Annotated in this window: 27 protein-coding genes and 1 riboswitch; of the genes, 19 read left to right on the forward strand and 8 right to left on the reverse strand. The window is 44.2% G+C overall.

The window, feature by feature from the left end; translation table 11 throughout:
• The first annotated feature begins 59 nt into the window (after positions 1–59).
• Both DMI82_RS20545 and DMI82_RS20550 read left to right on the forward strand, forming a co-directional pair.
• Positions 60–671 carry a GTP pyrophosphokinase gene (locus DMI82_RS20545; protein ID WP_330409210.1) on the forward strand — a complete coding sequence of 204 codons (612 nt, stop codon included), beginning with the start codon at positions 60–62 and terminating at the stop codon, positions 669–671.
• 48 nt (positions 672–719) lie between these two features.
• The gene (locus tag DMI82_RS20550; RefSeq protein ID WP_330409211.1) at positions 720–854 is read left to right on the forward strand and encodes a hypothetical protein; all 135 of its coding nucleotides are present in this window, start codon (positions 720–722) and stop codon (positions 852–854) included.
• A 288-nt stretch (positions 855–1,142) separates the two neighbouring features.
• Here DMI82_RS20550 and sdaAA read toward each other — a convergent pair whose 3' ends face one another.
• Genes sdaAA through DMI82_RS06790 form a run of 3 tightly spaced genes read right to left on the reverse strand, consistent with a single transcriptional unit; the run spans position 1,143 to position 3,927 of the window.
• The gene (gene sdaAA / locus DMI82_RS06780) at positions 1,143–2,012 is read right to left on the reverse strand and encodes an L-serine ammonia-lyase, iron-sulfur-dependent, subunit alpha (protein ID WP_015527274.1); all 870 of its coding nucleotides are present in this window, start codon (positions 2,010–2,012) and stop codon (positions 1,143–1,145) included.
• 20 nt (positions 2,013–2,032) lie between these two features.
• On the reverse strand, positions 2,033–2,701 hold the full coding sequence (sdaAB, locus tag DMI82_RS06785) for an L-serine ammonia-lyase, iron-sulfur-dependent subunit beta (RefSeq protein WP_092068517.1): 669 nt from the start codon (positions 2,699–2,701) through the stop codon (positions 2,033–2,035).
• A 5-nt stretch (positions 2,702–2,706) separates the two neighbouring features.
• A complete protein-coding gene (locus DMI82_RS06790) occupies positions 2,707–3,927 on the reverse strand; it encodes a dicarboxylate/amino acid:cation symporter (protein ID WP_021652178.1) in 1,221 nt (406 codons plus the stop codon).
• Positions 3,928–4,082: 155 nt separating this feature from the next.
• Here DMI82_RS06790 and DMI82_RS06795 point away from each other — a divergent pair, with 155 nt between their 5' ends.
• The 4 genes from DMI82_RS06795 to DMI82_RS06810 all read left to right on the forward strand — a co-directional run bounded on the left by DMI82_RS06795 (position 4,083) and on the right by DMI82_RS06810 (position 8,470).
• Positions 4,083–4,955 carry a LysR family transcriptional regulator gene (locus DMI82_RS06795; RefSeq protein WP_015527272.1) on the forward strand — a complete coding sequence of 291 codons (873 nt, stop codon included), beginning with the start codon at positions 4,083–4,085 and terminating at the stop codon, positions 4,953–4,955.
• A gap of 66 nt (positions 4,956–5,021) precedes the next feature.
• Complete coding sequence (locus tag DMI82_RS06800) at positions 5,022–5,489, forward strand: DUF2284 domain-containing protein (RefSeq protein ID WP_110102903.1); 468 nt, start codon at positions 5,022–5,024, stop codon at positions 5,487–5,489.
• Positions 5,490–5,632: 143 nt separating this feature from the next.
• A complete protein-coding gene (locus DMI82_RS06805) occupies positions 5,633–6,757 on the forward strand; it encodes a DUF362 domain-containing protein (RefSeq protein WP_110102904.1) in 1,125 nt (374 codons plus the stop codon).
• 441 nt (positions 6,758–7,198) lie between these two features.
• A complete protein-coding gene (locus DMI82_RS06810) occupies positions 7,199–8,470 on the forward strand; it encodes an MFS transporter (protein ID WP_110102923.1) in 1,272 nt (423 codons plus the stop codon).
• Positions 8,471–8,909: 439 nt separating this feature from the next.
• On the opposite strand, the gene DMI82_RS06820 is transcribed toward DMI82_RS06810, so the two are convergent.
• Positions 8,910–10,076 carry a sensor histidine kinase gene (locus tag DMI82_RS06820; protein WP_110102906.1) on the reverse strand — a complete coding sequence of 389 codons (1,167 nt, stop codon included), beginning with the start codon at positions 10,074–10,076 and terminating at the stop codon, positions 8,910–8,912.
• Positions 10,073–10,750: a response regulator transcription factor gene (locus tag DMI82_RS06825; protein WP_015527267.1), complete on the reverse strand. Its 678-nt coding sequence runs from the start codon at positions 10,748–10,750 to the stop codon at positions 10,073–10,075. Before DMI82_RS06825 ends, DMI82_RS06820 begins: the two co-directional genes overlap by 4 nt.
• Before the next feature lie 205 nt (positions 10,751–10,955).
• On the opposite strand from DMI82_RS06825, the gene DMI82_RS06830 reads away from it, so the two are divergent.
• Genes DMI82_RS06830 through DMI82_RS06840 form a run of 3 tightly spaced genes read left to right on the forward strand, consistent with a single transcriptional unit; the run spans position 10,956 to position 13,140 of the window.
• Entirely contained in the window at positions 10,956–12,104 is a 1,149-nt protein-coding gene (locus tag DMI82_RS06830) for a TlpA family protein disulfide reductase (protein ID WP_021652979.1), read from the forward strand.
• Positions 12,105–12,131: 27 nt separating this feature from the next.
• Positions 12,132–12,284 (forward strand): CD1871A family CXXC motif-containing protein, encoded by a 153-nt coding sequence (locus tag DMI82_RS06835; RefSeq protein WP_092068499.1) that lies wholly within the window; start codon positions 12,132–12,134, stop codon positions 12,282–12,284.
• Between the two features lie 7 nt (positions 12,285–12,291).
• Entirely contained in the window at positions 12,292–13,140 is an 849-nt protein-coding gene (locus DMI82_RS06840) for a 4Fe-4S binding protein (RefSeq protein WP_110102924.1), read from the forward strand.
• A 63-nt stretch (positions 13,141–13,203) separates the two neighbouring features.
• Here the strand turns inward: DMI82_RS06840 and DMI82_RS06845 are convergent, their stop codons facing one another.
• Complete coding sequence (locus tag DMI82_RS06845; RefSeq protein ID WP_110102907.1) at positions 13,204–13,932, reverse strand: helix-turn-helix domain-containing protein; 729 nt, start codon at positions 13,930–13,932, stop codon at positions 13,204–13,206.
• 221 nt (positions 13,933–14,153) lie between these two features.
• On the opposite strand from DMI82_RS06845, the gene DMI82_RS06850 reads away from it, so the two are divergent.
• From DMI82_RS06850 to DMI82_RS06885, 8 genes are all read left to right on the forward strand, one after another.
• Positions 14,154–15,554, forward strand: a complete 1,401-nt coding sequence (locus DMI82_RS06850; RefSeq protein ID WP_021652983.1) for a sodium-dependent transporter — start codon at positions 14,154–14,156, stop codon at positions 15,552–15,554.
• A 240-nt stretch (positions 15,555–15,794) separates the two neighbouring features.
• A riboswitch (ZMP/ZTP riboswitch) is annotated at positions 15,795–15,876 on the forward strand.
• Between the two features lie 73 nt (positions 15,877–15,949).
• On the forward strand, positions 15,950–17,635 hold the full coding sequence (locus tag DMI82_RS06855; protein ID WP_092068491.1) for a formate--tetrahydrofolate ligase: 1,686 nt from the start codon (positions 15,950–15,952) through the stop codon (positions 17,633–17,635).
• 550 nt (positions 17,636–18,185) lie between these two features.
• Positions 18,186–18,719 carry a methylated-DNA--[protein]-cysteine S-methyltransferase gene (locus DMI82_RS06860; RefSeq protein WP_110102908.1) on the forward strand — a complete coding sequence of 178 codons (534 nt, stop codon included), beginning with the start codon at positions 18,186–18,188 and terminating at the stop codon, positions 18,717–18,719.
• 107 nt (positions 18,720–18,826) lie between these two features.
• Entirely contained in the window at positions 18,827–19,135 is a 309-nt protein-coding gene (locus DMI82_RS06865) for an MGMT family protein (protein WP_015527257.1), read from the forward strand.
• 73 nt (positions 19,136–19,208) lie between these two features.
• On the forward strand, positions 19,209–19,550 hold the full coding sequence (locus DMI82_RS06870) for a hypothetical protein (RefSeq protein ID WP_129976074.1): 342 nt from the start codon (positions 19,209–19,211) through the stop codon (positions 19,548–19,550).
• Between the two features lie 131 nt (positions 19,551–19,681).
• Positions 19,682–20,134 (forward strand): MarR family winged helix-turn-helix transcriptional regulator, encoded by a 453-nt coding sequence (locus tag DMI82_RS06875; RefSeq protein ID WP_110102910.1) that lies wholly within the window; start codon positions 19,682–19,684, stop codon positions 20,132–20,134.
• Positions 20,124–21,476, forward strand: a complete 1,353-nt coding sequence (locus DMI82_RS06880) for an MATE family efflux transporter (protein ID WP_110102911.1) — start codon at positions 20,124–20,126, stop codon at positions 21,474–21,476. Before DMI82_RS06875 ends, DMI82_RS06880 begins: the two co-directional genes overlap by 11 nt.
• A 124-nt stretch (positions 21,477–21,600) precedes the next feature.
• Positions 21,601–22,488: a putative ABC transporter permease gene (locus DMI82_RS06885; protein WP_021977018.1), complete on the forward strand. Its 888-nt coding sequence runs from the start codon at positions 21,601–21,603 to the stop codon at positions 22,486–22,488.
• Positions 22,489–22,569: 81 nt separating this feature from the next.
• On the opposite strand, the gene DMI82_RS06890 is transcribed toward DMI82_RS06885, so the two are convergent.
• Positions 22,570–23,115: a biotin transporter BioY gene (locus DMI82_RS06890; protein WP_015527251.1), complete on the reverse strand. Its 546-nt coding sequence runs from the start codon at positions 23,113–23,115 to the stop codon at positions 22,570–22,572.
• 101 nt (positions 23,116–23,216) lie between these two features.
• Positions 23,217–24,188: a biotin synthase BioB gene (bioB, locus tag DMI82_RS06895; protein ID WP_110102912.1), complete on the reverse strand. Its 972-nt coding sequence runs from the start codon at positions 24,186–24,188 to the stop codon at positions 23,217–23,219.
• Positions 24,189–24,495: 307 nt separating this feature from the next.
• Between bioB and DMI82_RS06900 the strand changes: the two genes are divergently transcribed.
• On the forward strand, positions 24,496–25,833 hold the full coding sequence (locus DMI82_RS06900) for a TrkH family potassium uptake protein (protein WP_110102913.1): 1,338 nt from the start codon (positions 24,496–24,498) through the stop codon (positions 25,831–25,833).
• 19 nt (positions 25,834–25,852) lie between these two features.
• Positions 25,853–26,500: a potassium channel family protein gene (locus tag DMI82_RS06905; RefSeq protein ID WP_021976055.1), complete on the forward strand. Its 648-nt coding sequence runs from the start codon at positions 25,853–25,855 to the stop codon at positions 26,498–26,500.
• Positions 26,501–26,517: the final 17 nt, after the last annotated feature.

The following is a 26,517-nucleotide window of genomic DNA, read 5'->3' on the forward strand; positions in this document are numbered from 1 at the left end:
TGTGGCCGGTATAATATATAAGATGTACACGAAAACTAAAAATAATAGATAAGGCAGACATGACAAAAAAGAAATCAAAGAAAAAAATAAGAAAAAAACAGAAATCTATTAAAGATGGATTCGAACAGGACCAAGAAGAGCAGGAGAAGGAGAATCCAAAAATGGATGCTCCGGCTCAGAAGTCAGAGCAGAGCAGAGTTCCGGATTCAATAGAACCAGAAAATCAGAAACTGACAGCAGAAAAAACAGCAGCCATCGCAAGCTACATCAAGGATCCGGACTACCGCCTCCGCTGTAAGGCGGCCATCGATATCCTTATGGCAAAACTGAAGATGATCAATGCAGAGCTTTCCGGGCAGAAAAAACGTACTGTGATCAGTCAGACTACCAGTCGGATCAAAAGTGCGGAAAGTATTTACGCAAAACTTCTGAAAAAAGGCCTGGAACCGGATTTCGAGACAGCCAGAAAAAATCTGAAGGATCTCATAGGCATCCGTGTAGTCTGTCCGTTTGAGGATGAGCTTTACCAGGTTGCAGAATCCCTGGAAATGCAGAAGGATATCGAGAACGTCCGGATAAAGGATTACATTAAAAATCCAAAGAAAAACGGCTACAAAAGTCTTCATCTGATCGTGAAAGTACCTATCTACTCTGCGGAAGGTGAACAGTAAGAACTGGTGGAAATACAGCTTCGGACCATTGCGATGGAGTACTGGTCTGTGTTAGAATATGAGTTGTATTATAAAAAAAGAGACAATGCGGAAATTGAAGCAGAATTAAAAAAATATGCAGAAGAAATTGCAAATCTGGACCATAGAATGCTGGAACTACGAAATAAAATTGAAAAAATCTGAACAATCAGTGAATGTGAGATCAGAATGCCTGTTTTATGACAAAACTGTAAAATTACTGCATCAGAAAAGGAGAATATCCCGGTGCTGGAGAAATAAAAGATATTTACACATGAAATTATAAATTAGGATTTATAAAAAAGAAAACGGAGAATTCCCGAAAGAAAAATTTAAGGAATTCTCCGTTTTATTATCTGACTGAGCAAACTATGAAGTTATTATTCAATATAGAGCTGTGCAACAAATGGGGCATAAGATATCCAACTGCTTTTTCTCTGCCATAGTTGCATTTCAACTGCAAAGATGACACTTCTCACAGGCGGACGGTGTGGCTGCACAACCGCCGAGAGCAGTTTCACGAAGCTCTGCAGGAAGCTTTTTGCCCACAGTATACATGGCATCGATCATCTCATCCAGCGGGATGAACTGGGGGATACCGGCCAGTGACATTTCCGCTGCGATAAGGGCATTGGAAACACCGGCTGCGTTACGGTTCTGGCAGGGATATTCCACTAGGCCGCCTACAGGGTCGCATACAAGTCCAAGCATGTTCATAAGAACCGTGGAAGCAGCATAAGTACACTGAAGAGGTGTACCGCCAAGAAGTTCCACAGCAGCAGAAGCAGCCATTGCAGAAGCGATTCCGACCTCAGCCTGACATCCGCCAACAGCACCGGCAACTGTTGCATTACGCATGGCAAGATAGCCGATCGCGCCTGCATTAAATAATGCCTGGCGGATTTTTTTATCGGAAAAGCCATAGACCTCCTGAAGAGCAAGCATCATTCCGGGAACGATCCCGGCACTGCCGGCAGTAGGAGAGGCAACGATAAGTCCCATGGAAGCGTTGGTCTCAAGGGTTGCCATAGCGTAGGTGATCCCCTTTCCGAGAACATTTCCGCACAGGCTTTTTCCCAGGTCATGAAATTCGCAGAGCTTTCGGGCTTCACCGCCGATCAGTCCGCCCATAGATATCACCGGATCTTTGATGGGGGAAAAAGCAGCATCCTTCATGATCTCCAGAACACGGTCCATGCGCTGGTCCACGATTTCAGCAGTGGTTTCACCGAGAAGGATCTCACGCTGGCGCATTACTTCGGAAATCGGAAGCTTTTTTTCCTGGCAGAGAGCAAGAAGTTCCTTGGCATTTTTGAAATCCATAAAACACATCCTCCTTTTCCCTACATCTGAACAACCATGACATCATGGATGTTGGTGTTCCGGTGAATGCTTTCTACGATATCTTCCGGGAGATGACCGTCGGATTCCACGATCGTATAGGCTGTGGTTCCTTTGGATTCACGGAAGAGGCGCATGAAGGCAATGTTAATGTTACGTTCACTTAAGCATTTGGTGATGTAGGCCACAACACCGGGAGTATCCTGATGGATCACGATGATGGCACTGTATTCGCCGGTGAAATCCACTTTCACGTGGTTGATCTCCACAATACGGACCTTGCCGCCGCCCAGCGATTCCCCCCGGACTGTCATTTCCTGTCCCTGTTCATTGACCATATGGATATCTACAGTGTTGGGATGGACATCGGTTTCTGTTTCATTTGGAGTAAAGGAAAAGTCGATCCCCTGTTCCCTGGCAATATCAAAAGAATTCCGTATACGCATGTCATCTGTGGAAAAGCCCATGATCCCGCCAAGGAGGGCACGGTCTGTACCGTGTCCCTTGTATGTTCTGGCGAAGGAACCATAAAGGATGAATTCCACTTTTTTCAGGGGCGGCGTGATCATCTTCTGGGCAAGGAAAGCAATGCGTGCAGCCCCTGCGGTATGAGAACTGGAAGGACCGATCATGTTGGGACCCATAACGTCAAATACACTGATAAAAGACATTTTGCTTAATTCTCCTGTGGTGTTTTTGCAATAAATTTCTTATAAATGGTGTCAACGATTACGCCGATGGCGTTGTCACCGGATACATTGCAGGCAGTTCCGAAGGAATCCTGGGTAATGTAAAGGGCAACCATGATAGCACAGATGGCACCGTCCGGATCACCGGCTTCCGCTCCGAATACCATGTAAAGGAATGGAAGGGCAGTCATGATGGAACCACCGGGAGCACCGGGAGATGCAACCATGGCAACACCGAGAGTCATGATGAACGGAACGATGATCCCAAGACTGATGGGCAGCTGGTTCATAAGGCAGACTGCAGTAGCACAGGCTGTGATGGTGATCATGGAACCGGCCATGTGGATGTTTGCACAGAGCGGTACTACGAAGTTGCGAATCTGCTCGCACACGCCGTCCTTTTTGGCACATTCCAGATTGACCGGGATGGTAGCTGCGGAAGACTGGGTTCCCAGAGCAGTTGTGTATCCCGGGATCTGATTTTTGATCAGAGTGAAAGGATTCTTTTTGCTGACAGTACCTGCGATCACAAACTGGATCGTAATGCAGATCAGGTGCATGATGATAACAACAAGGAATACCTTCCAGAGGATGCTTAAGATGGCAAAGGTTTTTCCGGAAATAGTCATATCTGTGAAGGTTCCGCAGATGTAAAGCGGAAGCAGCGGGATGATAATGGTATGAAGGACCTTGTCAATGATTTTGGAAAAGTCACTCATTCCGTTATAAAGGCTGTTTCCCATTTCTTTTCCACGCATGGAAGAGAGGCACAGTCCCATGACAAAGGCAAGGGCAACAGCAGAAAGAGTATCCATGACCGGCTCCAGTGTGATAGAGAAAAATGGTGTCAGGGATGCGTCTGCGGTAGCTGCGATCTGATCCAGTGCACCTTCACTCATAAAGTGCGGGAACAGGCTGGATGATACCAGATAGGATGCGGAACCTGCGATCAGAGTGGAGCCATAAGCCAGAGCCACTGTGATCAGGAGAAGCTTCCCTGCACCCTGTGAAAGATCCGCAATACCCATGGTCACATAGGCAAGGATCATCAGCGGGATGACGAATTTCAGAAAGGTACTGAAAAATCCGGAAAGGGTTACAACAAAGCGACAGAAGCCTTCCGGAAGGAACTGGCCGAACAGGATACCTACGATGATGGCAATGATCAGCTTCGGCACAAGTCCGATCTTGATTTTTTTCTTTTCCATTTGGATTCTTTCCTCCTAAGTATGAATTTATTCATTTTGCACAAAAATACGATTGACGTCCTCGTGATTGTATTGTAACATTGACATAAAAATAAGGCAAATTCACAGATTTCATCATCACGATGAAAAAATTTCATAGAAAAAGGGAGAAAATCATGGAAATCCGTCAGTTGGAGACGTTTGTACATGTAGCACAGCTTCAGAGCTTTTCCAGGGCAGCAGAGGTTCTGGGATACACCCAGTCAGCGATCACTGTCCAGATCCGTCTTCTGGAAAATGAGCTGGAAACAAGACTTTTTGACAGAACCGGAAAGCGTGTGGTGCTTACTCCGTCCGGAAAAGAGTTTATGGGGCATGCAAGCCGGATCTTATATGACGTAAATAAAGCAAAAAAGTCAATGAATGATGATGCGGAACTGAAAAATCCATTACATATCGGGACTATTGAATCTCTCTGCACAGCAAAGCTTCCGGCTGTTCTCAGCAAATTTCGTGAGTTTCACCCGAAAGTAAATATGCAGGTGACTATTGATACACCGGAGCAGCTGATACGGATGATGGAGCATAACGGGCTGGATCTTATTTATATACTGGATACCCCAAGGTGGGACCAGAACTGGGTGAAGGTCATGGAGAAGGCGGAGCCGGTAGTATTTGTGGCCTCTGCAGATTCGGAGTTTGCGGGAAAGACGCTGAAGATGGAGGATATCCTGGAAGAGCCTTTTTTTCTCACGGAAAAGAATGCCAATTATCGGCAGGCCCTGGATCAGCAGCTGGCGCTTAAGAAGCAGGCCCTGTCACCGGTACTGGAAATCAGCGATACCGCTTTTATCATCCGCATGCTGGAAAAGAACCACGGACTTTCCTTTCTTCCCTATCTGGCTGTGGAGCGGGATATCCGGAAAGGAAGAATTGCCCTTTTACATGTGGAAGATGTGGAGATATCCATGTACCGGCAGATCTTTTACCATAAGAATAAGTTTAAGACGAGAGAGATGGAGGAGTTTATCCGTCTGGCGGCAGAGTGAAAGTCAGAGCTTGTAAAAACAAATAAAATGTGGCACTATAAAAGAAAAAAACACAGGAGAGAAAAAATGAATCTTATTGAAGAAGCAAAAGCTCTTGGTTTTTCCGACGCAGCGGTCATAAGTACCGATCAGCTTGTATTTGTGCCGGAATACCGGGTTTTCTGCGAGGACAATCTTTGCGGGAATTATGATAAAAACCCGGCATGTCCACCACAGAGCGGCACTGTAGAGGAGATGAAAGAGCATGCGCTGAAATATGAAAAAACGCTGATACTCCAGACAATGCAGGATGGCCTTATGGACTACAAAAAGGCAAAACTTGCTCATAACAAACTGACAGAACAGCTGGCAGAGAAGATGAAAGAAGAGGGAATAACTGATCTTCTGATCATGAGTGCGGGACCTTATAAACATAATTCCTGCATGTCCGCTTACTGTGTGGATGCACAGAAAATGGCAGACGCTGCAGGAATGCTATGCTGGACCAGCGACGGAATGATCCGTTATTTTTCCCAGGTTCTTTTCCGTGGGTAATAAGATGAAGGATTTTGTAAAGGAATATGGGAGAAATAGATGGAATTTTACGAATGCGAGTATCCGTTGACAGAAACAGAAAAAACGTGTAGAGTTTAAATAAATGTAATTACATAAAAAGAATCAGCAGGAGAAAAACCAGAATGGAAAAATCAACAGTTTATTTCACTGATTTTCGTTGTCCGGTGGGAACCAGCCAGCTGGACAAACTGAAAAAACTCTGCGTTGCCGCAGGAATCAAAGATATCGATATGGATGGAAAATTCGTAGCCATCAAGATGCATTTCGGAGAGCTTGGAAATATGGCATTCCTTCGTCCGAACTATGCAAAGGTAGTAGCAGATCTCTGTAAGGAGCAGGGCGGAATGCCGTTCTTGACAGATTGTAATACCCTTTATCCGGGAAGCAGAAAGAACGCACTGGAGCATTTGGACTGTGCAAATCTTAATGGATTTAACACGATCACAACCGGATGTCAGATCATCATCGGTGACGGAGTTCGAGGAACCGATGAAGTAGAAGTTCCGGTAGTGAACGGAGAATACTGTAAAACTGCCCTGATCGGCCATGCTATCATGGACGCAGATATTTTTATCAGTCTCAGCCACTTCAAGGGACATGAGACAACCGGCTTTGGCGGTGCTCTGAAGAATATCGGTATGGGATGCGGAAGCCGTGCCGGAAAGATGCAGCAGCATGCCAGCGGAAAGCCGGCCATCAATGAAGAAGTCTGTCGTGGCTGCCGCCGTTGTGCGAAAGAGTGCGGAAGTGATGCGATTACATATGTAAACAAGAAAGCAGTTATTGATTACGATAAATGCAAAGGCTGTGGTCGTTGTATCGGGGCCTGCAGCTATGATGCCGTATACAATCCGAATAGCAGTGCAAACGAGCTTCTTGATCGCAAGATGGCAGAGTATGCACAGGCTGTCTGTCACGGACGTCCCCATTTCCATATTGCACTGGTACAGGATATCAGCCCTAACTGTGACTGCCATGGTGAAAATGATGCGCCGATCCTTCCGGATATCGGAATGTTCGCAAGCTTTGACCCGGTTGCACTGGATCAGGCCTGTGCAGATGCCTGCCTGAAGGCAACACCGATCGCCAACAGCCAGCTTGGAGAGCATCTGGCAGAGCCGGGATGGCACTGTCACCATGACCACTTTAAGGATTCCAATCCGAATATTGAGTGGAAGGCAACCCTGGATCAGGCAGAAAAGATCGGCCTGGGAATCAGGGAATATGAGCTGAAGATAATCAAATAAGAAACAGAAATCATAGAAAATTACGAAAGCACGCCTGCAACATGGCGTGCTTTTTTGCGTAAATAAAGAAATATAAAATGAAAAAACGTATAAAGACGGTATTTTTAAATAAAAAACATGTGCGTGCATATGCGTGCTTGAAATACAGCCATTGTGAATAATATACAAAGAAATAACAGGAAAATTTGGACAAAAACGAGAAAACAGAAAAAGCTGTAAATTTATATTGCATAATCAGACTGCGTGTGATAACATACACACAACATAATTAACACGCATTTAACACGCAAACAAAGAGAAAAGGCACGCAAATACGAAAATATCAAAGATAAGCGGAGCTAATGTGCAGGAAAACGTGCAGATCGTGTGTACAGAAACAGGCTGCATTCTGTGAGCAGAGAATATAGAGCAGGCCTGAAATCTTTTTCAGAGGAGGAAATTATGACAGGAATACAGAAAAAACAGCGTCTGCTGACTATGATATTTGGAGCTTTCGCGATCTTTTTTACCGGATATCCCCATGTATGGTCTATTTACCAGCCCTATGTGATGGAGCAGGCAGGCTGGAGTCAGGGACAGGCATCCATGTGCTTTTATCTGGCACTGAGCACCTTTGTATTCGGAAATATCGTAGGCGGAAGGATGCAGAACCGCTTTAAGGAAAAGACGATTGTATGGATCGGAGGCGGGATCTTTGCGGCAGGAATCCTGGCATCTGCATTTCTGATCGTTCCTACACCGCTTCCTATGTATCTGTCCTATGGCGTGATGCAGGGATTTGGACAGGGAATGATCTACACGGTGATCTTGGCAACTGTGCAGAGATGGTTCCCGGACCGTACCGGATTTGCTTCCGGCGTTGTGGTAACTGCCAACGGACTTTGCGGATTTTTCCTGGCGCCGCTGAGTCGAAAGCTGCTGGAGGCAGAGGGTGTGCAGAAAACCTTTCTGATCATTGGGGCAGCCATCGCAGTTTCCTGGATTCTGTGCGGCATCTTTTTTCAGGCACCCGATAAGAGTCTGGTGAACGCAGGTGGCTCTGCGGCAAAGTCCGGAACATCGGAGATGAAGCAGTATACATCCGGAGAGATGATGCGTACAAGAAATTTTTATCTTCTTCTTGCGACCATGTTCTTTGGACTGATTTCTTATTTTATGGTTTCACCGGTATCCCAGACCTACCAGATCGACCTTGGGATCCCGTCTGCAGTGGCAGTCAGCGCCGTTATGCTTGGATCCATTGTCAATGCGGGAGCAAGACTGGTGCTTCCGACACTGGCAGATAAAGTGGGAAGGATCGTCTGCATCAAAGGAGTGCTGATCGTGGCAGTGATCGCTATGGGAGTTCTCGCTGTATCAAGATCCCTGGCAGTAACGGTTGCTGTTGTGCTGATGTACGGCTGCTACGGCGGCATCATGGGAAGCTTCCCGTCCCTGACAAGCTCTATTTTCGGAATGAAGCACACCGGGGAGAATTACGGATTTGTCATGTTCGGCATTGTATTTGCAACCTTTGGCGCACCGGCGATCTCCGGTCTGGTGAGTAGCAAAGGTTATGAGATGAACGTGGTATTTGGGATCGGAGCTGTTTTTGCAGTGATCGCATTGGTATGCCTGACTCTACTTGGACGGAATCTTGTGAAAGAGCATGCCGAAAAATCTGCCGGAGTAAAGAATGATACAGCACAGGTAAGCAAACCACAGGCAGAATAAGTCTGAATGTAACTGGATGCAGAGCTGTATCAGCTGCCGGATCAAAGACAGCTGACTGAGAATCAGAAAACAGAAAAACCTGGAAGAAATAAAATGCCTGTGGCTGATTTCTTCCAGGCTTTTTTTGAGTTGCCGGAATCAGATATTTCTGCTAGGATAACGAAAGGATGAGAAAATCAGATATTGTTTTTGACTGTTTATTTTGATCTGTCGTTCGAAGAAACCGTGAGACGACATAATACAAGAAACAGAGAATTTGGTGAAAAAGATATGCGCAGATGGTGGAGAGAAAAAGATTTTTCTTCAGTTCTCAGGGAACAGGCTATTACCTGCGAAATGGATACAGACAGTATTGTTGAGAAAATATACTCGGATTTGAACGCAGATCGCAAAGCGATTGCGTTCATGAGCATATAAAGTAAATGTAATACAAACATGTTCAGACTGGCAGAATAATTGCAATCATGCTGCCTTTTTTGCTGCTTTCCAGTACTTTTACCTGTCCGTTATGCTGTCGGACAATTTCACTGACAAGTGCAAGCCCCAGGCCGGCACCTCCCATAGCGCGGCTTCTTGATTTATCTACACGGAAAAACGGGGTGAAGATTTTTTCTTGATATTCGGGAGGAATGCCGATCCCGGTGTCGGAGACTTCAAGAAAGACATAATTGACCGACGTGGATGTATCTGTTATTTCTTCGGAAAGATGGATATTTACGGTTACTTTTCCACCGGAGTGATTGTATTTGATCGCATTTTCCACAAGATTGTACACAGCGCGATACAGCAGCAGATAGCTTCCGGTAATAATGCAGTCCCCCTCCTGCTGGATCAGTTCAACATCCTTCTGTTCCGCTACAGAAGCCAGGTCGCAGAAAACCTCATCCGTCAGTGCTGCCAGAGAGATCCTTTCGGAACGTTCAACAGTCTGTACACCGGTCATATCCAGGAGGATTTCAGCCAGATGGGAAAGTCGCCCGGTCTGTTCCTGGAGCATGGCAAAAATCTCCTGATAATCTTTTAAAGCAGGTGCTTCCCTGCGGGCAAAGACCTCCAGATTTGTCTGGATAACGGCAAGAGGAGTCCTCAGCTCATGGGCTGCATTGGCAGAAAACTGCTTCTGGGCAGTAAAGGCCTCATCCAGGCGTGCGAGCATTTTGTTAAATGAAATTGTCAGGCGGGAAATTTCGTCATTGGTAGCAGGAACTTCAAGAGCCTCTGAAAGGTTCTGGACCTCTATTTGGTTTACCTCCTGGCTGAGTCTGCGAAGCGGAAGTAATGCCTGACGGCTGATAAAATAAGTGCAGATGCTGCTGAGAAGGATGATGATCCCTGTTACCATGAGTCCTTTGGTGAGAAAAAGTTTTTTGGTCAGCTGCAGCTGATCGGAAAGCTCCGGAAATAAGACGGAGGGATTCATATTAAAGGTGATGGGAGTAGAATCTGTGTTATCGATCCGTATCATGTAATCTCCCAGATCCTCCATTCCGGCAACTGCAGACTGGCTGATAAAAAAATACATCAGAATGCAGGTGACTGTCATAAGCAGTGCGGTGATCAGTGTCAGACGCCATTGAAGAGAAAGCTTTCCGGTTATTTTTTTCATTGTATATCCTCCGTTAAAATGTAACCCTGGCCGATCTTATTCTGTATTGGATCAAAGCCGAGAGCCGTGCGCAGCTTTTTTCGAAGAGAAGAAATGTGGACACGAATGGAATTGCTGAGACTGTTGACGCTTCCGTCCCAGATATGCTCGATCATTTCTTCTGGGCTTATGATACGGTTCTGATGAAGAAGGAAATATTCCAGAAGAGAACTTTCCTTTCGGGTCAGAGAAAGAGGAAGTCCATCGATACTGGCCTTTCTTGTACGGGTATCAAAGCTGATACGTCCGCATTGCAGACATACATCCTGCTGGATAAATTTCCTTCGTGTCAGACTTCGGATCCGTGCCTCCAGCTCTTCAAAATGAAAAGGCTTTGTGAGATAGTCATTGGCACCGAGATCAAGCCCTTCAACCTTGTCCTGGATCTGTCCTCTGGCAGAGAGGATCAAAACGGGAGTGGAAGTATCGGATTCCCGAAACTGGCGCAGGATTTCCAGACCATCAACGCCTGGAAGGTTCAGATCAAGAAGGATGAGATCATAATTTTCCACCAGACATAATTCCAGTCCTTCATCCCCGTCAAAACATGTGTCCGCTTCATAGCCATCCATGCGAAGTCCCTCCGCAATAGACTGGCAGAGCTGCTTTTCATCTTCGATTATCAATATATGCATAATAAATTCTCCTAAAAAACAGTTGATTTTGCTTTGTTATCTATCATATCATGTATAGCATAAAATTCCTGTAAATTTTTTTATTTCTTAACAGAGATTTTATACAGGGGATGATATAGTAAGGCTACAGAGAACAAAATTAACATATAAAATATACGCCGGTTCCGGATATGGGCCGGTGATATCAGAAGGGAGAATATAAACAATGAAATTAAGAACACAGAAAATAACAGCACTTATGGCAGCAGCGGTATTAGGAATATCTGCATTTGGAAGCGTACCGGTAACAGCGGCAGAAAGCACGGAAACAGCAGAGATCGGAGAGGCAATGGCGGTGGATGGAGAGGCAGTTTCATCAGATCTGGTAGCAGGTACATTTAAGCCTTCCGACGTAACCTGCAAGGCACAGGATTCTTATGAATATCCGTTTCTGGGACTGAAGCTTTCGCTTTCGAAGGAGCTGTTAAAGCAGATCAAGGACCAGAGCATTGCAATGCTTACCACGGAAGATTTTGAGAATCAGACCAACGCAGTGACATATGCCTATGTAAGCTGGAGCAAAATGACAGAGGAACAGAAAAATGCCGAAATACAGAAGATGGGAACCGGATATGACGACTGGGTGGCAGGTCTGGACAGAATTGGCACAATTGGCGTTTATGACGAAGCTTCACAGAAAAAGCTGGATGAGATCACTGGCTGTACAGAGCATAAAGAGCTTGGAAGCAGCAGTGACGGGAAATACAAATATTATCTGAGCACCAACAAAGATGCAGATGAAAAGCTGACAAAGGAGCTGGAAAAGATCAAAACCGACATTACGGAAATGACACCGTATCAGAATATTTCTGTGTTTGACCAGCCACAGGATACCAGCGTCAACCCGGAGGATGTAAAATCTGTAGGAAAATTTGAAACAACAGGAATAGATGGAAAAACATATACAGAAAAAGTATTCAGTGACTATGACCTGACGCTGGTAAATGTTTTTACAACCTGGTGCTCACCATGCGTAAAAGAAATCCCGGAACTTCAGGAGCTCTATAAAGAAATGAAAGATAAAGGCGTCGGAGTAGCAGGCGTGGTGCTTGATACTACAGATGAAAAGGGAAATCAGGACGAAGAGGCTGTAAAAAAAGCAGGCATTCTTCAGGAAAAAACAAAAGCAAAATATCCGTTCCTGATACCGGATACTACTATGATGAACGGCCGTCTGCAGGGGATTTCCGCATTTCCTGAAACATTTTTTGTTGACAAAGATGGAAACATTGTAGGCGATACCTATACAGGAAGCCATACACTGGACGAATGGAAGGAAATCGTGGAAAAAGAGCTTAAAAACGTTTCAAAGTAAAAGATGATCATTATGGAGAGTGGAAAAATGATTCGGAAAATAACAGAATCCAGGTGGATCGGACCTGCTCTGGCGGTTTTGGGAATTTTACTGATGATACTGGGAATCTGCAGGGGCGAAGTGTCTGTAGTTTTTACAAAAGCGATCAACATCTGTATGGAGTGTATTGGCATTGGATAATAAGAAGATGAAAATAAATGAATGGCCGCGGCATGGGATCCAGGCATTGTGGGCGGCCCTTACAAACAGTCACATATCAGGCTTTGTGACTGGAAAGATCTATACCGGAAAACTGAAAAATGTCTGTGTTCCGGGGCTGAACTGTTATTCCTGCCCCGGGGCAAGAGGGGCCTGTCCCATTGGTTCCCTTCAGGCTGTGATCGGAAGCTGGAACTTCAAGATGGCATATTATGTAGCTGGATTTCTGATCTTTGTAGGAGCGTTGCTTGGAAGACTGGTGTGCGGATTTCTCTGCCCCTTTGGACTGATCCAGGATCTGTTGAACAAGATTCCTTTTCCAAAGAAGATCCGGACATTTCGGGGAGATAAGCTTCTGCGAAAACTGAAATATGTGATCTTTCTTGTATTTGTGATCATACTTCCCATGTTTGTAGTAGATATCATGGGCCAGGGAGCACCATATTTCTGCAAGCTGATCTGCCCGGCAGGAACACTGGAAGGAGGTATCCCTCTGGTGCTGCTGAACAAATCCATGCGAAGTGCAGTAGGCTGGCTGTACATGTGGAAAAATACAATCCTGGTGATCACCATTATCTTATCAATTATGATATACCGGCCATTCTGTAAGTATATCTGTCCGCTGGGAGCTTTTTATTCGGTATTTAATAAAGTTTCCGTTTTTCGTTACAGAGTAGATAAAGAAAAATGTGTTCACTGCGGAAAATGCAGGAATATCTGCCAGATGGAGGTCGATCCGACGGAAAATCCAAACAGTACAGAATGTATCCGATGTGGAAGATGTAAAAAGATATGTCCGACACAGGCGATCCGGTGTGGGTTTGCAGGCAAACCCTGATACAGAAAAATACGAAAACGGTACAGCTTATAAAATATAAGGTGTACCGTTTTTTGCAGAAAACTACTTTTCCATATTATCTATCAGTAACATATTCAGCTGTTCCCAGCGCTTCAGATCTTTTTTTGTAAAAAGCAGCTGGTGGCGGAACGCTTCGGTAAGCTCTTGTGGTTTTAAAGTGATCACACATTTGAATGCGCAGGGCATCAGATCCGCACTGGAAATCCCACACAAAAGTCCTGTTGTAAAATCTCGAAGCTCCAGAGGATTAAAAATGTACAGGAGATCTTCTTCCAGTGGGTTATACTGATTTACAAAGGAAAAACGGATCAGCATATCACTGTAAAGAACTTTTCCGGTGTAAAAAATCTCACTGCTTCTTCCGTTGGCAGAAACAGAACAGATCGTTAAGGTTGCTTCGTATTTTCCGGATTCGCCTTTTTTTTCATAAATATCGATGACGCCATCCTTCGTACGCTGATAGCGTCCATCGTAAAAGTAAAAATATAGCCGCTGTGCCTGAAAAAATGGGCTTTTTTGTCCTTTTCCCGGTGCATTGGACGGTTTACTGGCTGTTTCAGGAAGACCAGTGGTAAGCTGGGACATAGATACCTGGAGAATCTGGCTGATATCATACAAAGTTTCGATATCAACGGAGATATCTCCATTTTCATATTTGCATACGGTAGCTCGACTTTTATGGATGGCATCTGCCAGATCCTGCAGAGTCATCTTTCCGGCTTTTCGGTATTTTCTTATTTGTTCACCTACATAACAGGTAAAATTACTCATTTTGTTTCCTCATACTATCTATTTTTCTTATTAATTTTTATTGTATACGATTATATCGGAAAAACCGGTATTTTGTAAAGTAGTAAGAAACTTTTTTGAGATAAAATTTCGTAAAAAGAAACTTCTGCCATTTGCACTTATCTTTATTTAAGGTAAGATATGGCTGTTAGGCTGAAGGTTTCAGCCTATATCAAATATATACTTGAAGAGGGGAAATTGAAATGAAAGAAAAAGGAAGTAGCTTTTCCGGCTCAATAGGCTTTGTCCTGGCGGCAGCCGGAAGTGCAGTAGGAGTTGGAAATATCTGGAGATTTCCATATCTCTGTGCCAAAGATGGCGGAGGACTTTTCCTGCTGGTTTATCTGGTACTGGTACTGACTTTTGGATTTGTACTGTTGACAACGGATGTAGCACTTGGGAGAAAGACAAAGAAAAATGCATTGAGGGCTTTTGAATCTCTTGATCCAAAGTGGAAATTTTTAGGACATTTAACGTTTATGGTTCCGGCATTGATCATGACCTATTATTCTGTTATCGGTGGATGGATTGTAAAATATTTTTTTACTTATATTATTTCTGATGGGAAAGATGCGGCTTCAGATGTATACTTTACATCATTTATTACATCAGATATTGCACCCGTTGTATTTATGCTGATCTTTCTGGCACTGACTGCCTGGATCGTATTTCGTGGTGTGGAAAAGGGAATCGAAAAGTTTTCCAGGATCATTATGCCGGGGCTGATTCTTCTGATTGTGATCATTGCGATTTTTTCACTGACACTGTCCCATACTGATACGGATGGAACTGTCCGCACCGGTATGCAGGGGCTGGCTGTTTACCTCAAACCGGATTTTCATGGATTGACGGTAAAACGCTTCCTGGAGATCCTTCTGGATGCGATGAGCCAGTTATTCTTTTCCTTAAGTGTATCTATGGGAATCATGATCACATATGGTTCTTATGTGAAAAATGAAGTTAATTTAAATAAAGCAACAAATCAGATTGAGATCTTTGATACCGGCGTTGCGTTTCTTGCAGGAATGATGATCATACCGGCTGTTTTTGTATTTCTCGGAAAGGATGGAATGGCTTCCGGCCCAAGCCTGATATTTATCTCACTGCCAAAGGTTTTTGATGCCATGGGAGTATTTGGCCGTCCGGTGGCAATTGCATTTTTCCTGATGATGGGATTTGCGGCACTGACTTCCTGCGTGTCTGTCATGGAGACACTGGTTGCAAACTGCATGGAACTCTATCACAAACCCCGTAAGAAAATGTGTGGTGCTGTCGGAATCTATTCTCTTGTTACAGCAGTGCTGATCTGCCTTGGTTATAACAAACTGTATTTTGAACTTAAACTGCCAAATGGTTCCGTTGGACAGCTGCTGGATGTGATGGATTATATCAGCAACAGTTTTCTGATGCCGTTTATCTCACTTTTGACAAGTATTCTGATCGGCTGGGTGATCGGCCCTGACTGGATCATAGGAGAAGTGGAACGAAATGGGGAACACTTCAAACGGGCAGGGTTATATCGCTTTATGATCCGTTATGTAGTGCCGGTTGTAATGCTGATATTATTCCTGGTATCTACAGGATTTGCAGATTTGATTTCATAAGTGTGGTAATATGTTTATGGCGTCTGGACAGTCGCATTAACGGATGACCAGTACAAGATACGATTAAATAACAGAGGATTTGATGAAAAAAGATATGTACGAATGTTGGAGAGAAAACTAATACATAGAACGGAAATGATTCAGAAAATTAGACTTAGCTCACTTTAAAAGTGAAAAAATAATTTGATAATTTCTTGACAAGTACTAATAAATATGTTAGTATTCAATCATCAAATTAATAAAGTCTTCGGTGACTGACGGAGTTGTGGGATAACCACGAGGGAGCCGGAGATTCGATGAGTCGACCGTCTGGGCAGTATTTGAAAAACTTCAGATACTGCTCTTTTTTATGGGATAAAAGATGCAGACGGTTGCAGCGGAGAAAGGAGAACATTATGGGATTTAAAAGTGACATCGAGATTGCACAGGAGTGCACAATGGAGCCAATTACCAAGATTGCAGAGAAAGCAGGTATTGATGACAAATATCTGGAGCAGTATGGTAAATACAAAGCAAAGATCGACTATAATCTCCTGAAAGAAACAGACAAAAAAGACGGCAAACTGATTCTTGTGACAGCTATCAACCCGACACCGGCCGGGGAAGGAAAAACAACTACAACGGTAGGTCTTGCAGATGGAATGCAGAGACTTGGAAAAAATGTTATGGTAGCTCTTCGTGAGCCATCCCTGGGACCGGTATTCGGTGTCAAAGGTGGTGCGGCAGGCGGCGGCTATGCACAGGTAGTTCCGATGGAGGATATCAACCTTCATTTTACCGGTGATTTCCATGCAATCGGTGCGGCAAACAACCTTCTTGCAGCAATGATCGACAACCATATTTTCCAGGGAAATGAGCTGAACATCGACCCAAGAAAGATCACCTGGAGACGTTGCGTGGATATGAACGACCGTCAGCTTCGTAATGTAGTAGATGGACTTGGCGGAAGAACAAACGGTATGCCGCGTGAGGACGGATATGACATTACCGTAGCATCTGAGATCATGGCAGTTCTCTGTCTGGCAAGTGATATCAAAGATCTGAAAGAGAGACTTTCCAGAATCATCATCGGATACACTTATGGCAAGGTTGCTGAGCAGAAACCGGTAACAGCAGGAGATCTTCACGCAGAGGGTGCTATGACAGCACTTCTGAAGGATGCCCTGAAACCAAACCTTGTTCAGACACTGGAGCATGTTCCGGCAATCGTTCACGGCGGACCATTCGCAAACATCGCTCACGGATGTAACTCCGTAACAGCTACAAAGATGGCTATGAAGCTTGCTGATTATGCCATCACAGAGGCTGGATTCGGTGCTGATCTTGGAGCTGAGAAATTCCTGGATATCAAGTGCCGTATGGCAGGTCTTACACCAAGTGCCGTTGTTATCGTAGCAACCGTACGTGCTCTGAAATATAATGGCGGTGTTGCAAAAGCGGATCTTAACAATGAGAACCTCGAGGCTCTTGAAAAAGGTATCCCGAACCTTCTGAAGCATGTAAGCAATATCAAAAATGTATATAAGCTCCCATGTGTGGTAGCTATTAACGCATTCCCGACCGATACCAAGGCAGAGCTTGATTTTGTGGAAGCAAAATGCAAGGAGCTTGGCGTAAACGTAGCACTTTCAGAGGTATGGGCAAAAGGTGGCGAAGGCGGAATCAAGCTCGCTGAGGAAGTAATCCGTCTTGTTGAAGAGCCGAATGACTTCACATATGCTTATGAGCTGGAAGGCTCCATCGAGGACAAACTGAACCAGATCGTACAGAAGGTTTATGGTGGAAAGAAAGTGGTTCTTACAGCAAATGCCCAGAAGCAGGCGAAACAGCTGGAGGCACTTGGATTTGGCAACTGCCCGATCTGTGTAGCTAAGACCCAGTACAGCTTAACAGACGACCAGACAAAGCTTGGTGCTCCGACAGATTTCGAGGTAACAGTAAGAAATCTTAAGATTTCCGCAGGTGCAGGATTTATTGTTGCACTGACAGGTGAGATCATGACCATGCCAGGACTTCCGAAAGTACCGGCAGCAACCAAGATCGACGTAGACGAGAGCGGTAAGATCACAGGACTGTTCTGATATAAAGATTTTTTGAGGGGAATTCAGATAGAAAGCGGTAGAGCCTGCAAAAATAGAGGCTCTGCCGCTTTTTATATTGTTGTGGAGAGAGTATTGAAAAACTTTTAAAAGCAGGAAAAACACTGGGTTTGACGATCCCGTGATACGAATTTGATACGAAAATCCCCGGAAGTGGTCGAGACTTCCGGGGGTTCTTGTTCCGTTTATGTAAGGTGGTTTAATCCTTTAGGCTGTTACTGCCTGTCGTTTCTGTCCAGCCTAGCCACAGTTGCCATAACAGAAACAAAGAAAGTAATTATAGAACTTGTCATAGGACTTTACATCCTTTCAGCTGGAGGTTCGGCAGCAACAGCATTATAGCATGTTCAAAACAAAAATGGTATAATATTATAAATTGTCAAGAATATCAGCAATCTCCTGCTGCTTGTTGGGATAAAACTCACAATGTCGAGGAAATCGCAGAGGGGACGCGCATGTGACATTTGTGTTAATTAAGAGGAATGCTATAGAAAATATTGTAGAGATAAATGAATGTGGGGGGGGGAAAAATATGGTATACACATGCAAATATAAATCGCTAATCGGAGATATTTTACTTGCTGCAGATGAAATCGGACTTACCGGTTTGTGGTTTGAAGGACAGAAATATTTTGCAAATACACTTCCGGAAGATTATGTTCCACAGGAAACGAAAATTCTCACAGAAGCAAAAAAATGGCTGGATGTATATTTCTCCGGTGAAGAACCGAACTTTACTCCACCACTTCATCCGAACGGTTCAACATTCAGAAAGGCAGTGTGGCAGATTTTACTGGATATTCCCTATGGACAGACGATTACATATGGAGAAATTGCGCGCAGAATTGCAGTGATGAAAAACACTTCCCATATGTCCGCCCAGGCAGTAGGCGGTGCGGTTGGACATAATGAAATTTCCATTATCATTCCCTGCCATCGAGTCATAGGAACAAATGGAAGCTTGACGGGCTATGCCGGAGGAATTGACAAAAAAATTTCACTTCTTAAGCTGGAACATACAGATATGAGCCGTTTGTTTATTCCAAAGAAAGGAACTGCACTGTAAAACTCAGGCTGAGAGGACGGTCTGGTACAGGCGTCCACGAAAAGACAGATATTTTATTTATGAAAGCATGCTATGAAAATTGCCAGCAGGATTTCGGAGGAATAATTATGGGAAAAATACTGGATGAAGATTTAATCTACGAGATACTGTCCGTGGTGGAAGAGATACCTGAGGGAAAAGTGGCCTCCTACGGACAGATCGCACGGCTGATCGGGCGGGATAAAAATTCACGTCTTGTAGGAAAAGTCTTAGGTATGGCAGAATTTTACGGGAAGTATCCCTGCCACAGAGTTGTGAACCATGCAGGGCGTACTGCACCAGGCTGGAGAGAGCAGAAGATGCTTCTGGAAGACGAGGGTGTGGAGTTTAAGGCAAATGGATGTGTAGATATGAAGCAGTATCAGTGGGAGGAGTAGTGTTTTATGAATTGTAGAAATATGATGCAGATCCCGGAGCTTACAGAAGTTCTGAAACTGAAAGCAGGGGAAAATGGTCTGGAGTAGTTTGTCCGATGGTGCTATTTTGCAGACTGCCTGCAGTGCATCAAAAGTGAATACAGGATTGAATAACTATATCCATGGAGGAGAATTCGTAGTTCTGACAAATCCCAGTGTCACCGACGACAGCCGGAAACTCGTGCTGGAGGAAAAGGACAGAAACGCCGCAGAGCAGCTGTCTTCCTCTATTCTGGATGCAGAACATTTAAGCCGAGAGCGTGTGATGGCACAGGCCAGATATCTGAACCTTGCACCGCTTACCATGACCGATGAGCAGATGGAGAAAGGACTTGAGATCTTTGAAGCTTCTCTGAAAGAGGCATTAGAAGCATAGATTAATAGAAAGTTACTCTGTAATAGAAAGCTACTCTGTAACAGAAAAATAAAACATGCTTGACAAACCATAAATTCCTCGTATAATTATCAATGGTAATTAACTAAGATAATTATATAAGGAGTTTTTTTATGACAAATGAAAAGATCAAGCGGATGTTTGATGCGTTTTATCAGGCAAAGCGGATCCGGGATATGCTTCCGCCACTGCCTCAGGGGGTGATGCCATCCTACATACAGTATCTGGATGTGATCCATTCTCTGCAGAGAGAAAAAAAGGATATCCGGCTCTCTGATATCAGTGATGCCATGAACCTTCCGCGTCCGGGTGTTACCAGAACAGTGAAAGAAATGGAGACAAAGGGATATCTTCAGAAGCTTACGTCTCCGGATGACGGGCGCGTTACTTACATTTCCATAACAGAAAAAGGAGAGATGCTTTCCAGGAAGTATGATCAGGATTATTTCAGCAGTCTGGCGCCCTATCTTTCAGAGATTTCCGAAGAAGAAGCAGACAATATGATCCGGACCATCGGGAAATTTTATCAGATCATGTGTGACAGGAGGGAACATTATGACAAATGATAAGGCAGATTTTACCCAGGGAAATATCCTGAAGAAGCTGGTTGCATTTATGATGCCGGTACTCGGTGCGCTGATCCTGCAGGCTGCCTATGGTGCGGTCGATCTTCTTGTAGTTGGAAGATTCGGTTCCACATCCGGATTGTCAGCGGTTTCCACCGGAAGTCAGGTACTGAATCTGGTTACCTTTGTAGTGATCCAGTTTGCTATGGGTATCACAGTTCTGATCGCACGTTATCTTGGAGAAAAAAGACCGGAGCAGATCGGCTCCGTTATCGGTGGGGCTGCAATCGTCTTTACCATGATCTCTATCGTGCTGTTTATTGTTATGGTAGGCTTTGCACATCCGATCTCCATGCTGATGCAGGCACCGGAAGAAGCGGTAGCGCTGACTGCATCTTATGTACGGATCTGTGGCAGCGGAATTTTCTTTATTGTCGCGTATAACCTACTGTCTGCTATTTTCCGTGGCCTTGGTGACAGTAAATCTCCGCTGCTGTTTGTGCTGGTGGCATGTATTGTAAATGTGATCGGAGACCTGGTACTGGTAGCCGGCTTACATATGGATGCAGCAGGAGCAGCTATTGCTACGGTTTCTGCTCAGGCCTTAAGTGTTGTATTTGCAGTAGTTCTGCTGATAAAGAAGGAGCTTCCTTTTACCATCACAAAGAAAGATTTCCGGTTGAATCCCCAGTGCAGACGTTTTCTAAAGATCGGACTGCCGCTGGCACTTCAGGAATTCCTGACCCAGATTTCATTCCTGGCCTTGTGCGCATTTGTCAATCGCCTGGGTCTGGAAGCATCCTCCGGTTACGGAGTTGCATGTAAGATCGTAAACTTTGCCATGCTGGTTCCAAGCTCCCTAATGCAGTCCATGGCCTCCTTTGTTTCACAGAACGTAGGAGCAGGAAAGCCGAAACGTGCGAGAAAATCCATGCTTACGGGAATTGGAGTTGGCCTGTCTGTGGGATGCCTGGTATTTATCCTGATCCTGCTGAAGGGTGATGTACTGGCAGGATTCTTCTCCACAGATGCCGGCGTTATCCAAAAGGGCTTTGATTATCTGAAGGGGTTTGCTCCGGAGACACTGGTAACGGCTGTTCTGTTCAGTATGATAGGCTATTTCAATGGAAACAACCAGACCATCTGGGTTATGGTCCAGGGCCTGGTACAGACGCTTCTGGTACGACTTCCAATGGCGTACTTTATGAGTATCCAGCCGGATGCCAGCCTGACAAAGATCGGTCTTGCAGCACCGGTATCTACCACAGTGGGAATCATTCTGAACATCGGATTCTTTCTGTACTTTACCCGTGTGAAAAAAGAAATTGTTTCGGAAGAATGACCGGATAAAGGGATGTAAATGAGAGGGGTGATATGATATAATCAGAATCACCCCGGCAGAGGTGATGGTACTGACCCCTGAAATAGCTGCCGGAATCTTGACAGCTGTAAAGGAGGAGTACAGGATGATTTGCGGGATGACGTATTTTCAGATATGTCTGTATTTTTTGTTTTATTCTTTTGGAGGATGGGTCGTTGAAGTTATCTTCCATGCAGTAACCTTAGGAAAGGTTATAAACCGGGGATTTCTCAACGGTCCGGTATGCCCGGTGTACGGATTTGGTGTACTTTCCGTGTTTGCATTGCTTAATACGCTTCAGAGCGGCGGACATCAGATGAGTGAGGGAATGATCTTTCTGTTTGGAATCGTTCTTGCAACTGCGGTAGAGCTGGTTGCCGGATGGCTTCTGGATGTATGCTTTCATGCAAGATGGTGGGATTATTCCAATAAGCCGCTGAATTTTCACGGCTATATCTGTCTTGAGTTTTCCCTGATATGGGGACTTGCCATTGTGATGGTCGTAAAGGTTTTTCAGAAGTATGTGGAGCGTCAGGCTTCTCATACACCTTCCACACTGGAATGGGTTGTTATGGCAATTCTGTATGCGGTGTATCTGGCTGATCTTATTGTAACAGTGGCGGTGATCCGCGGACTGAACAAGAAGCTTACCCGACTGGATAAGGTACGTGCGGATCTGCGGATCGTGAGTGATAAGCTCAGTGATACTCTGGCAACAACTACCATTGATACAGCACAGAAGGTGGGAGAGGGAAAGGTTCAGGTTGCTCTTGCTAAGGCAGAGCTCAGAGATGCGACTGTGGCTCAGAGAGAAAAATCTGCCGAAATGCTTCGGATGAAGAAAGCGGAGCTTCAGGCACAGTTTGATGAGCTGTCAAGCTCTATCACAAACCATACGGTATTCGGCCAGGGAAGAATCATTAAGGCTTTCCCGGAGATGAAGCACAGAGATTATTTTGAACTGATCCAGGAACTGAAGAAAAAACTCAGATAAGAAAAATGAAACGCGATAAAGAGGCAGCAGGAAATTTCCAACATTTCCTGCTGCCTTTTTTTGGAGTATCAGAGTTTCAGCTTATCGGATTCGTTTCTTTATCATTGGTCCGATGATCATGGCGATGATCATTTTTATGAGATCTGCCGGGATAAACGGAATTACACAGATTCCAAGAGCTGCTTTGAAAGTGGAATCTGCAACGATGCAGAACCATACAGTTCCGAAAAGATAGCATACAATTGTTCCTGCGATCATACCAACGAGCTGGATCAGAGGCTTATGGCAGTTGTCAATTACCAGTCCGGCAATAACAGCCATAACGATAAAGCCGATGATGTATCCGCCTGTAGGACCGGCCAGCTTTGCAGGGCCGCCGGTAAATCCGGAAAATACCGGAAGACCTACAAGTCCAAGCAGAAGATAGATCAGATAGCTGATGGTTCCTTTTTTCCATCCGAGAAGATACAGGGACAGATAGATGGCAAGATTGGTAAATGAGATCGGAACCGGACCGATCGGAATGGACAGCGGCGCAAGAATACAGGTGACAGCTGCCATAAGAGCGGTCATGGTGATCTCGTAGGTTTTTGTACGTGGTGCAGAGACAGTATTTGTCTGATTCATATTGAAAGAGCCTCCTTTGAAAAAGGTAATATATTTACTGGTTTGGGTAAGCAATGAAATGCTGTAAGTGTGTATGACAGGTCATATGTACAGAAGGATGCTTACGCAGATTCAATTTCATAGGTGAATCCTGCATCCGTAATGGTTTTGAGAGTGTCTTCGATTCCCTGGCCACCTTCTGTAAGATAACCGGAAGCAAAAATAGAGTCTACAACACTGAGCAGTTTTTTTTCTTCGCCTTTAAAATAAACTTCTCTTCCGGCAGCACATCGGATATCTGCTTTAGGTACAAGAAGTCTTGCCAGGCAGAGAACCTTCATACAGTATTCGGTTGTCAGCTGGGAAATATCTGCATTTCCGAGAGGAGTTCCCTTGATCGGAAGAAGAAAGTTGATCGGCAGTGCTTCCGGCTGGATCTCACGTAATTCCAGAAGCATGTCAACAACGTCTTCCTTGCTTTCACCCATGCCAATGATACCGCCGCTACAGATCTCGAAACCAAGTCCCTGAAGCATATGGATGTTCCGGACACGCTGGTCAAAGGTATGTGTACTGCAGATGTTATGATAAAAGGAACGGCTGCTGTTCAGATTATGGTTGATCCGGTCAAGACCAGCCTCTTTGAGCATTTTTGCCTGGTGCTCTGTGAGAAAGCCTATGGAGCAGCAGAGATGAGTTCCGTGTTCTTTCATTTTGCGGATCCTGCGGGCCAGCTCCTCGATCTCTTTATCTGTAAATTTCATACCACTCAGTCCGATACAATGTCTGGATAAATGATAATCATTTACGAAATCATTGTCCTGATATAATTTGTCTTCATCTACCCATTTGTATTTATCAATATCGGCAGTGGAACGACATGACTGGGCACAGTAGGCACAATCCTGGGAACAGTTACCGCTGCGGGCATTGGTAAGGATGTGGATGCTTACCCGGTTTCCCTTATATTTGTAACGTAAACTGCTGGCACGGTCGATCAGTGCCTCAAGTTCTTCGTCCGGAGTATCTAAAATTGCAATGGCTTCATCTCTGGAAAGCGATGGAGCTTCTTTTTCGCATGATGCAGTGTTCATGTCAATACCTTCCTTTTGAGTTTTTTTGTACGGGTATCACTTTATCACATAGAAATATTGAATGTCAACTGCAAATATAAAATGAGTTTACAATTAAAAACTGTAGTATTAAGGTAATGCTTAGGATCATTGAAGCAGGGAATTTCCTTGATTCGGTTAAAATAATTCTCAATTCAATATCATATCTTTATAAAATCTTAATACGGAAGCAGAGACTTTTATACTATCTTTGAAAGTAGTTATATATAATAAAATGCATTACGAGGATAGCACTGTTAAAAGTATTGATAAGGAGTTCTGATCATTTATGCCGGAAAAATCATATAAGAAAAAACATATGACATCTTTTCAGCTGATTATCATGGGGTTTGCAGGAGTGATCCTTTTGGGAACCGTTCTGCTGATGCTTCCATTTTCTTCTGCGGAGAAGGTGATCACACCATTTCATGAGGCACTTTTTACAGCCACTTCGGCGGTATGTGTTACAGGTCTTGTGGTAAAGGACACTGGAAGCTACTGGTCCCTGGCAGGCCAGACGATCATTCTTGCACTCATACAAATAGGTGGGCTTGGAGTAGTGACTGTGGCTGCGTCTGTTTCCCTTCTTTCCGGAAAGAAAATATCCCTCATGCAAAGAAGCACCATGCAGGATGCAATTTCAGCTCCAAAAGTCGGAGGAATCGTCAGACTAACAAGGTTTATTTTGAGGGGAACATTTTTGATCGAAGCTGCAGGGACGGTGTTGCTGCTGCCGGTTTTTATGGGAGATTATGGAAAAAAGGGAATCTGGATGTCAGTTTTTCATTCAATCTCTGCTTTTTGTAATGCCGGCTTTGATATTCTGGGGACAGATTCCAGTATGTTTCCATCGCTGACTAGGTATTCCGGAAATATACTTATAAATCTGGTAATTATGCTGTTGATCATTACAGGAGGAATCGGTTTTCTCACATGGGATGATATTTATACAAACAAACTGAACTTTAAACGCTACCGCATGCAAAGCAAGATCATTCTCATGACTACCGCATGTCTGATCTTATTTCCGACAGTTTTTTTCTATATCTGTGATCTGACAAAATTACCCATGGAAAAACGCCTGTTAGCAGCAGCGTTTCAATCGGTAACGACAAGAACTGCCGGATTTAATACTATAAACATTTCAGAGATGAGTGAGGCATCAAAAGCGGTTATGATACTGTTAATGCTAATTGGTGGTTCACCGGGATCTACAGCAGGTGGAATGAAAACAACAACTTTTTCAGTACTTATTTTAAATGCAATTGCGACATTTCGAAGTCAGGAAAATGCAGGAGCTTTTGGGCGAAGACTTGAATATCATGTGATAAAAAATGCAGCGACAATAGCCATGTTATATTTTGCCTTGTTCTTTGGCGGCGGAATAGCGATCAGTGTGTACGAAGGCCTTCCACTTTTAGATTGTCTGTACGAAGCTGCTTCAGCTGTTGGTACGGTAGGTCTGACTCTGGGAATCACACCGGAACTTCATGTTTTTTCACAAGTCGTGTTGATCATACTGATGTATCTGGGCCGTGTAGGTGGTCTGACCCTGATCTATGCGGTATTTTCCGGAAGAAATAAGGGAAATGCAAAGCTCCCTCTGGAAAAAATCACAGTTGGATAAGAAGGAGAAAAATAATATTATGAAAAATGTATTGCTTATTGGACTTGGAAGATTTGGAAGACATATTGCCATGCAGCTCAATCAGCTGGGACATGAAGTTATGGCAGTTGACTGGAAGGAAGAAAGAGTGGACAAAGTACTGTCATTTGTGACGAATGCTCAGATTGGTGACAGCACCAATGCTGAATTTTTACAGTCCCTTGGAATTGGAAACTACGACATTTGTTTTGTGACCATTGGAGATAGCTTTCAAAATTCTCTTGAAACAACATCCCTTCTAAAAGAACTGGGTGCAAAATTGGTGATATCCAGAGCTGAACGTGATGTTCAGGAAAAATTTCTTTTACGCAATGGTGCCGATAAGGTAGTTTATCCGGAAAAGCAGGTGGCAAAATGGGCCTCCATCCGTTATACAGATGATCATATCCTGGATTATATGGAGGTGGATGCTTCCCATGCAATTTTTGAAGTGGAAGTGCCGGAAGAATGGGTTGGAAAAACAGTGGGTGGACTTGACATCAGAAAACGCTACAATATTAATATTCTGGCAGTAAAAAATGAAGAGGAATTCAGTATTGCAATTTCACCGGAAACATATTTTACAGAAAATGATAAATTACTGGTATTAGGAGAATACAGAGCTCTTCAGAAGTGCTTCCGCATATAGCTCATTGCCATGAAGAA

This window comes from Blautia sp. BCRC 81119, from assembly GCF_003184505.1.
In the GTDB taxonomy this organism is placed as follows: Bacteria; Bacillota; Clostridia; order Lachnospirales; family Lachnospiraceae; genus Blautia_A; species Blautia_A fusiformis.

Excerpts from the sequence above, each read along its gene's own strand:
- DMI82_RS20545 (WP_330409210.1), top strand. The coding sequence starts at position 60 with ATGACAAAAAAGAAATCAAAGAAAAAAATAAGAAAAAAACAGAAATCT.
- sdaAA (WP_015527274.1), bottom strand. The coding sequence starts at position 2,012 with ATGGATTTCAAAAATGCCAAGGAACTTCTTGCTCTCTGCCAGGAAAAA.
- sdaAB (WP_092068517.1), bottom strand. The coding sequence starts at position 2,701 with ATGTCTTTTATCAGTGTATTTGACGTTATGGGTCCCAACATGATCGGT.
- DMI82_RS06790 (WP_021652178.1), bottom strand. The coding sequence starts at position 3,927 with ATGGAAAAGAAAAAAATCAAGATCGGACTTGTGCCGAAGCTGATCATT.
- DMI82_RS06795 (WP_015527272.1), top strand. The coding sequence starts at position 4,083 with ATGGAAATCCGTCAGTTGGAGACGTTTGTACATGTAGCACAGCTTCAG.
- DMI82_RS06800 (WP_110102903.1), top strand. The coding sequence starts at position 5,022 with ATGAATCTTATTGAAGAAGCAAAAGCTCTTGGTTTTTCCGACGCAGCG.
- DMI82_RS06805 (WP_110102904.1), top strand. The coding sequence starts at position 5,633 with ATGGAAAAATCAACAGTTTATTTCACTGATTTTCGTTGTCCGGTGGGA.
- DMI82_RS06810 (WP_110102923.1), top strand. The coding sequence starts at position 7,199 with ATGACAGGAATACAGAAAAAACAGCGTCTGCTGACTATGATATTTGGA.
- DMI82_RS06820 (WP_110102906.1), bottom strand. The coding sequence starts at position 10,076 with ATGAAAAAAATAACCGGAAAGCTTTCTCTTCAATGGCGTCTGACACTG.
- DMI82_RS06825 (WP_015527267.1), bottom strand. The coding sequence starts at position 10,750 with ATGCATATATTGATAATCGAAGATGAAAAGCAGCTCTGCCAGTCTATT.
- DMI82_RS06830 (WP_021652979.1), top strand. The coding sequence starts at position 10,956 with ATGAAATTAAGAACACAGAAAATAACAGCACTTATGGCAGCAGCGGTA.
- DMI82_RS06835 (WP_092068499.1), top strand. The coding sequence starts at position 12,132 with ATGATTCGGAAAATAACAGAATCCAGGTGGATCGGACCTGCTCTGGCG.
- DMI82_RS06840 (WP_110102924.1), top strand. The coding sequence starts at position 12,292 with ATGAAAATAAATGAATGGCCGCGGCATGGGATCCAGGCATTGTGGGCG.
- DMI82_RS06845 (WP_110102907.1), bottom strand. The coding sequence starts at position 13,932 with ATGAGTAATTTTACCTGTTATGTAGGTGAACAAATAAGAAAATACCGA.
- DMI82_RS06850 (WP_021652983.1), top strand. The coding sequence starts at position 14,154 with ATGAAAGAAAAAGGAAGTAGCTTTTCCGGCTCAATAGGCTTTGTCCTG.
- DMI82_RS06855 (WP_092068491.1), top strand. The coding sequence starts at position 15,950 with ATGGGATTTAAAAGTGACATCGAGATTGCACAGGAGTGCACAATGGAG.
- DMI82_RS06860 (WP_110102908.1), top strand. The coding sequence starts at position 18,186 with ATGGTATACACATGCAAATATAAATCGCTAATCGGAGATATTTTACTT.
- DMI82_RS06865 (WP_015527257.1), top strand. The coding sequence starts at position 18,827 with ATGGGAAAAATACTGGATGAAGATTTAATCTACGAGATACTGTCCGTG.
- DMI82_RS06870 (WP_129976074.1), top strand. The coding sequence starts at position 19,209 with ATGGTCTGGAGTAGTTTGTCCGATGGTGCTATTTTGCAGACTGCCTGC.
- DMI82_RS06875 (WP_110102910.1), top strand. The coding sequence starts at position 19,682 with ATGACAAATGAAAAGATCAAGCGGATGTTTGATGCGTTTTATCAGGCA.
- DMI82_RS06880 (WP_110102911.1), top strand. The coding sequence starts at position 20,124 with ATGACAAATGATAAGGCAGATTTTACCCAGGGAAATATCCTGAAGAAG.
- DMI82_RS06885 (WP_021977018.1), top strand. The coding sequence starts at position 21,601 with ATGATTTGCGGGATGACGTATTTTCAGATATGTCTGTATTTTTTGTTT.
- DMI82_RS06890 (WP_015527251.1), bottom strand. The coding sequence starts at position 23,115 with ATGAATCAGACAAATACTGTCTCTGCACCACGTACAAAAACCTACGAG.
- bioB (WP_110102912.1), bottom strand. The coding sequence starts at position 24,188 with ATGAACACTGCATCATGCGAAAAAGAAGCTCCATCGCTTTCCAGAGAT.
- DMI82_RS06900 (WP_110102913.1), top strand. The coding sequence starts at position 24,496 with ATGCCGGAAAAATCATATAAGAAAAAACATATGACATCTTTTCAGCTG.
- DMI82_RS06905 (WP_021976055.1), top strand. The coding sequence starts at position 25,853 with ATGAAAAATGTATTGCTTATTGGACTTGGAAGATTTGGAAGACATATT.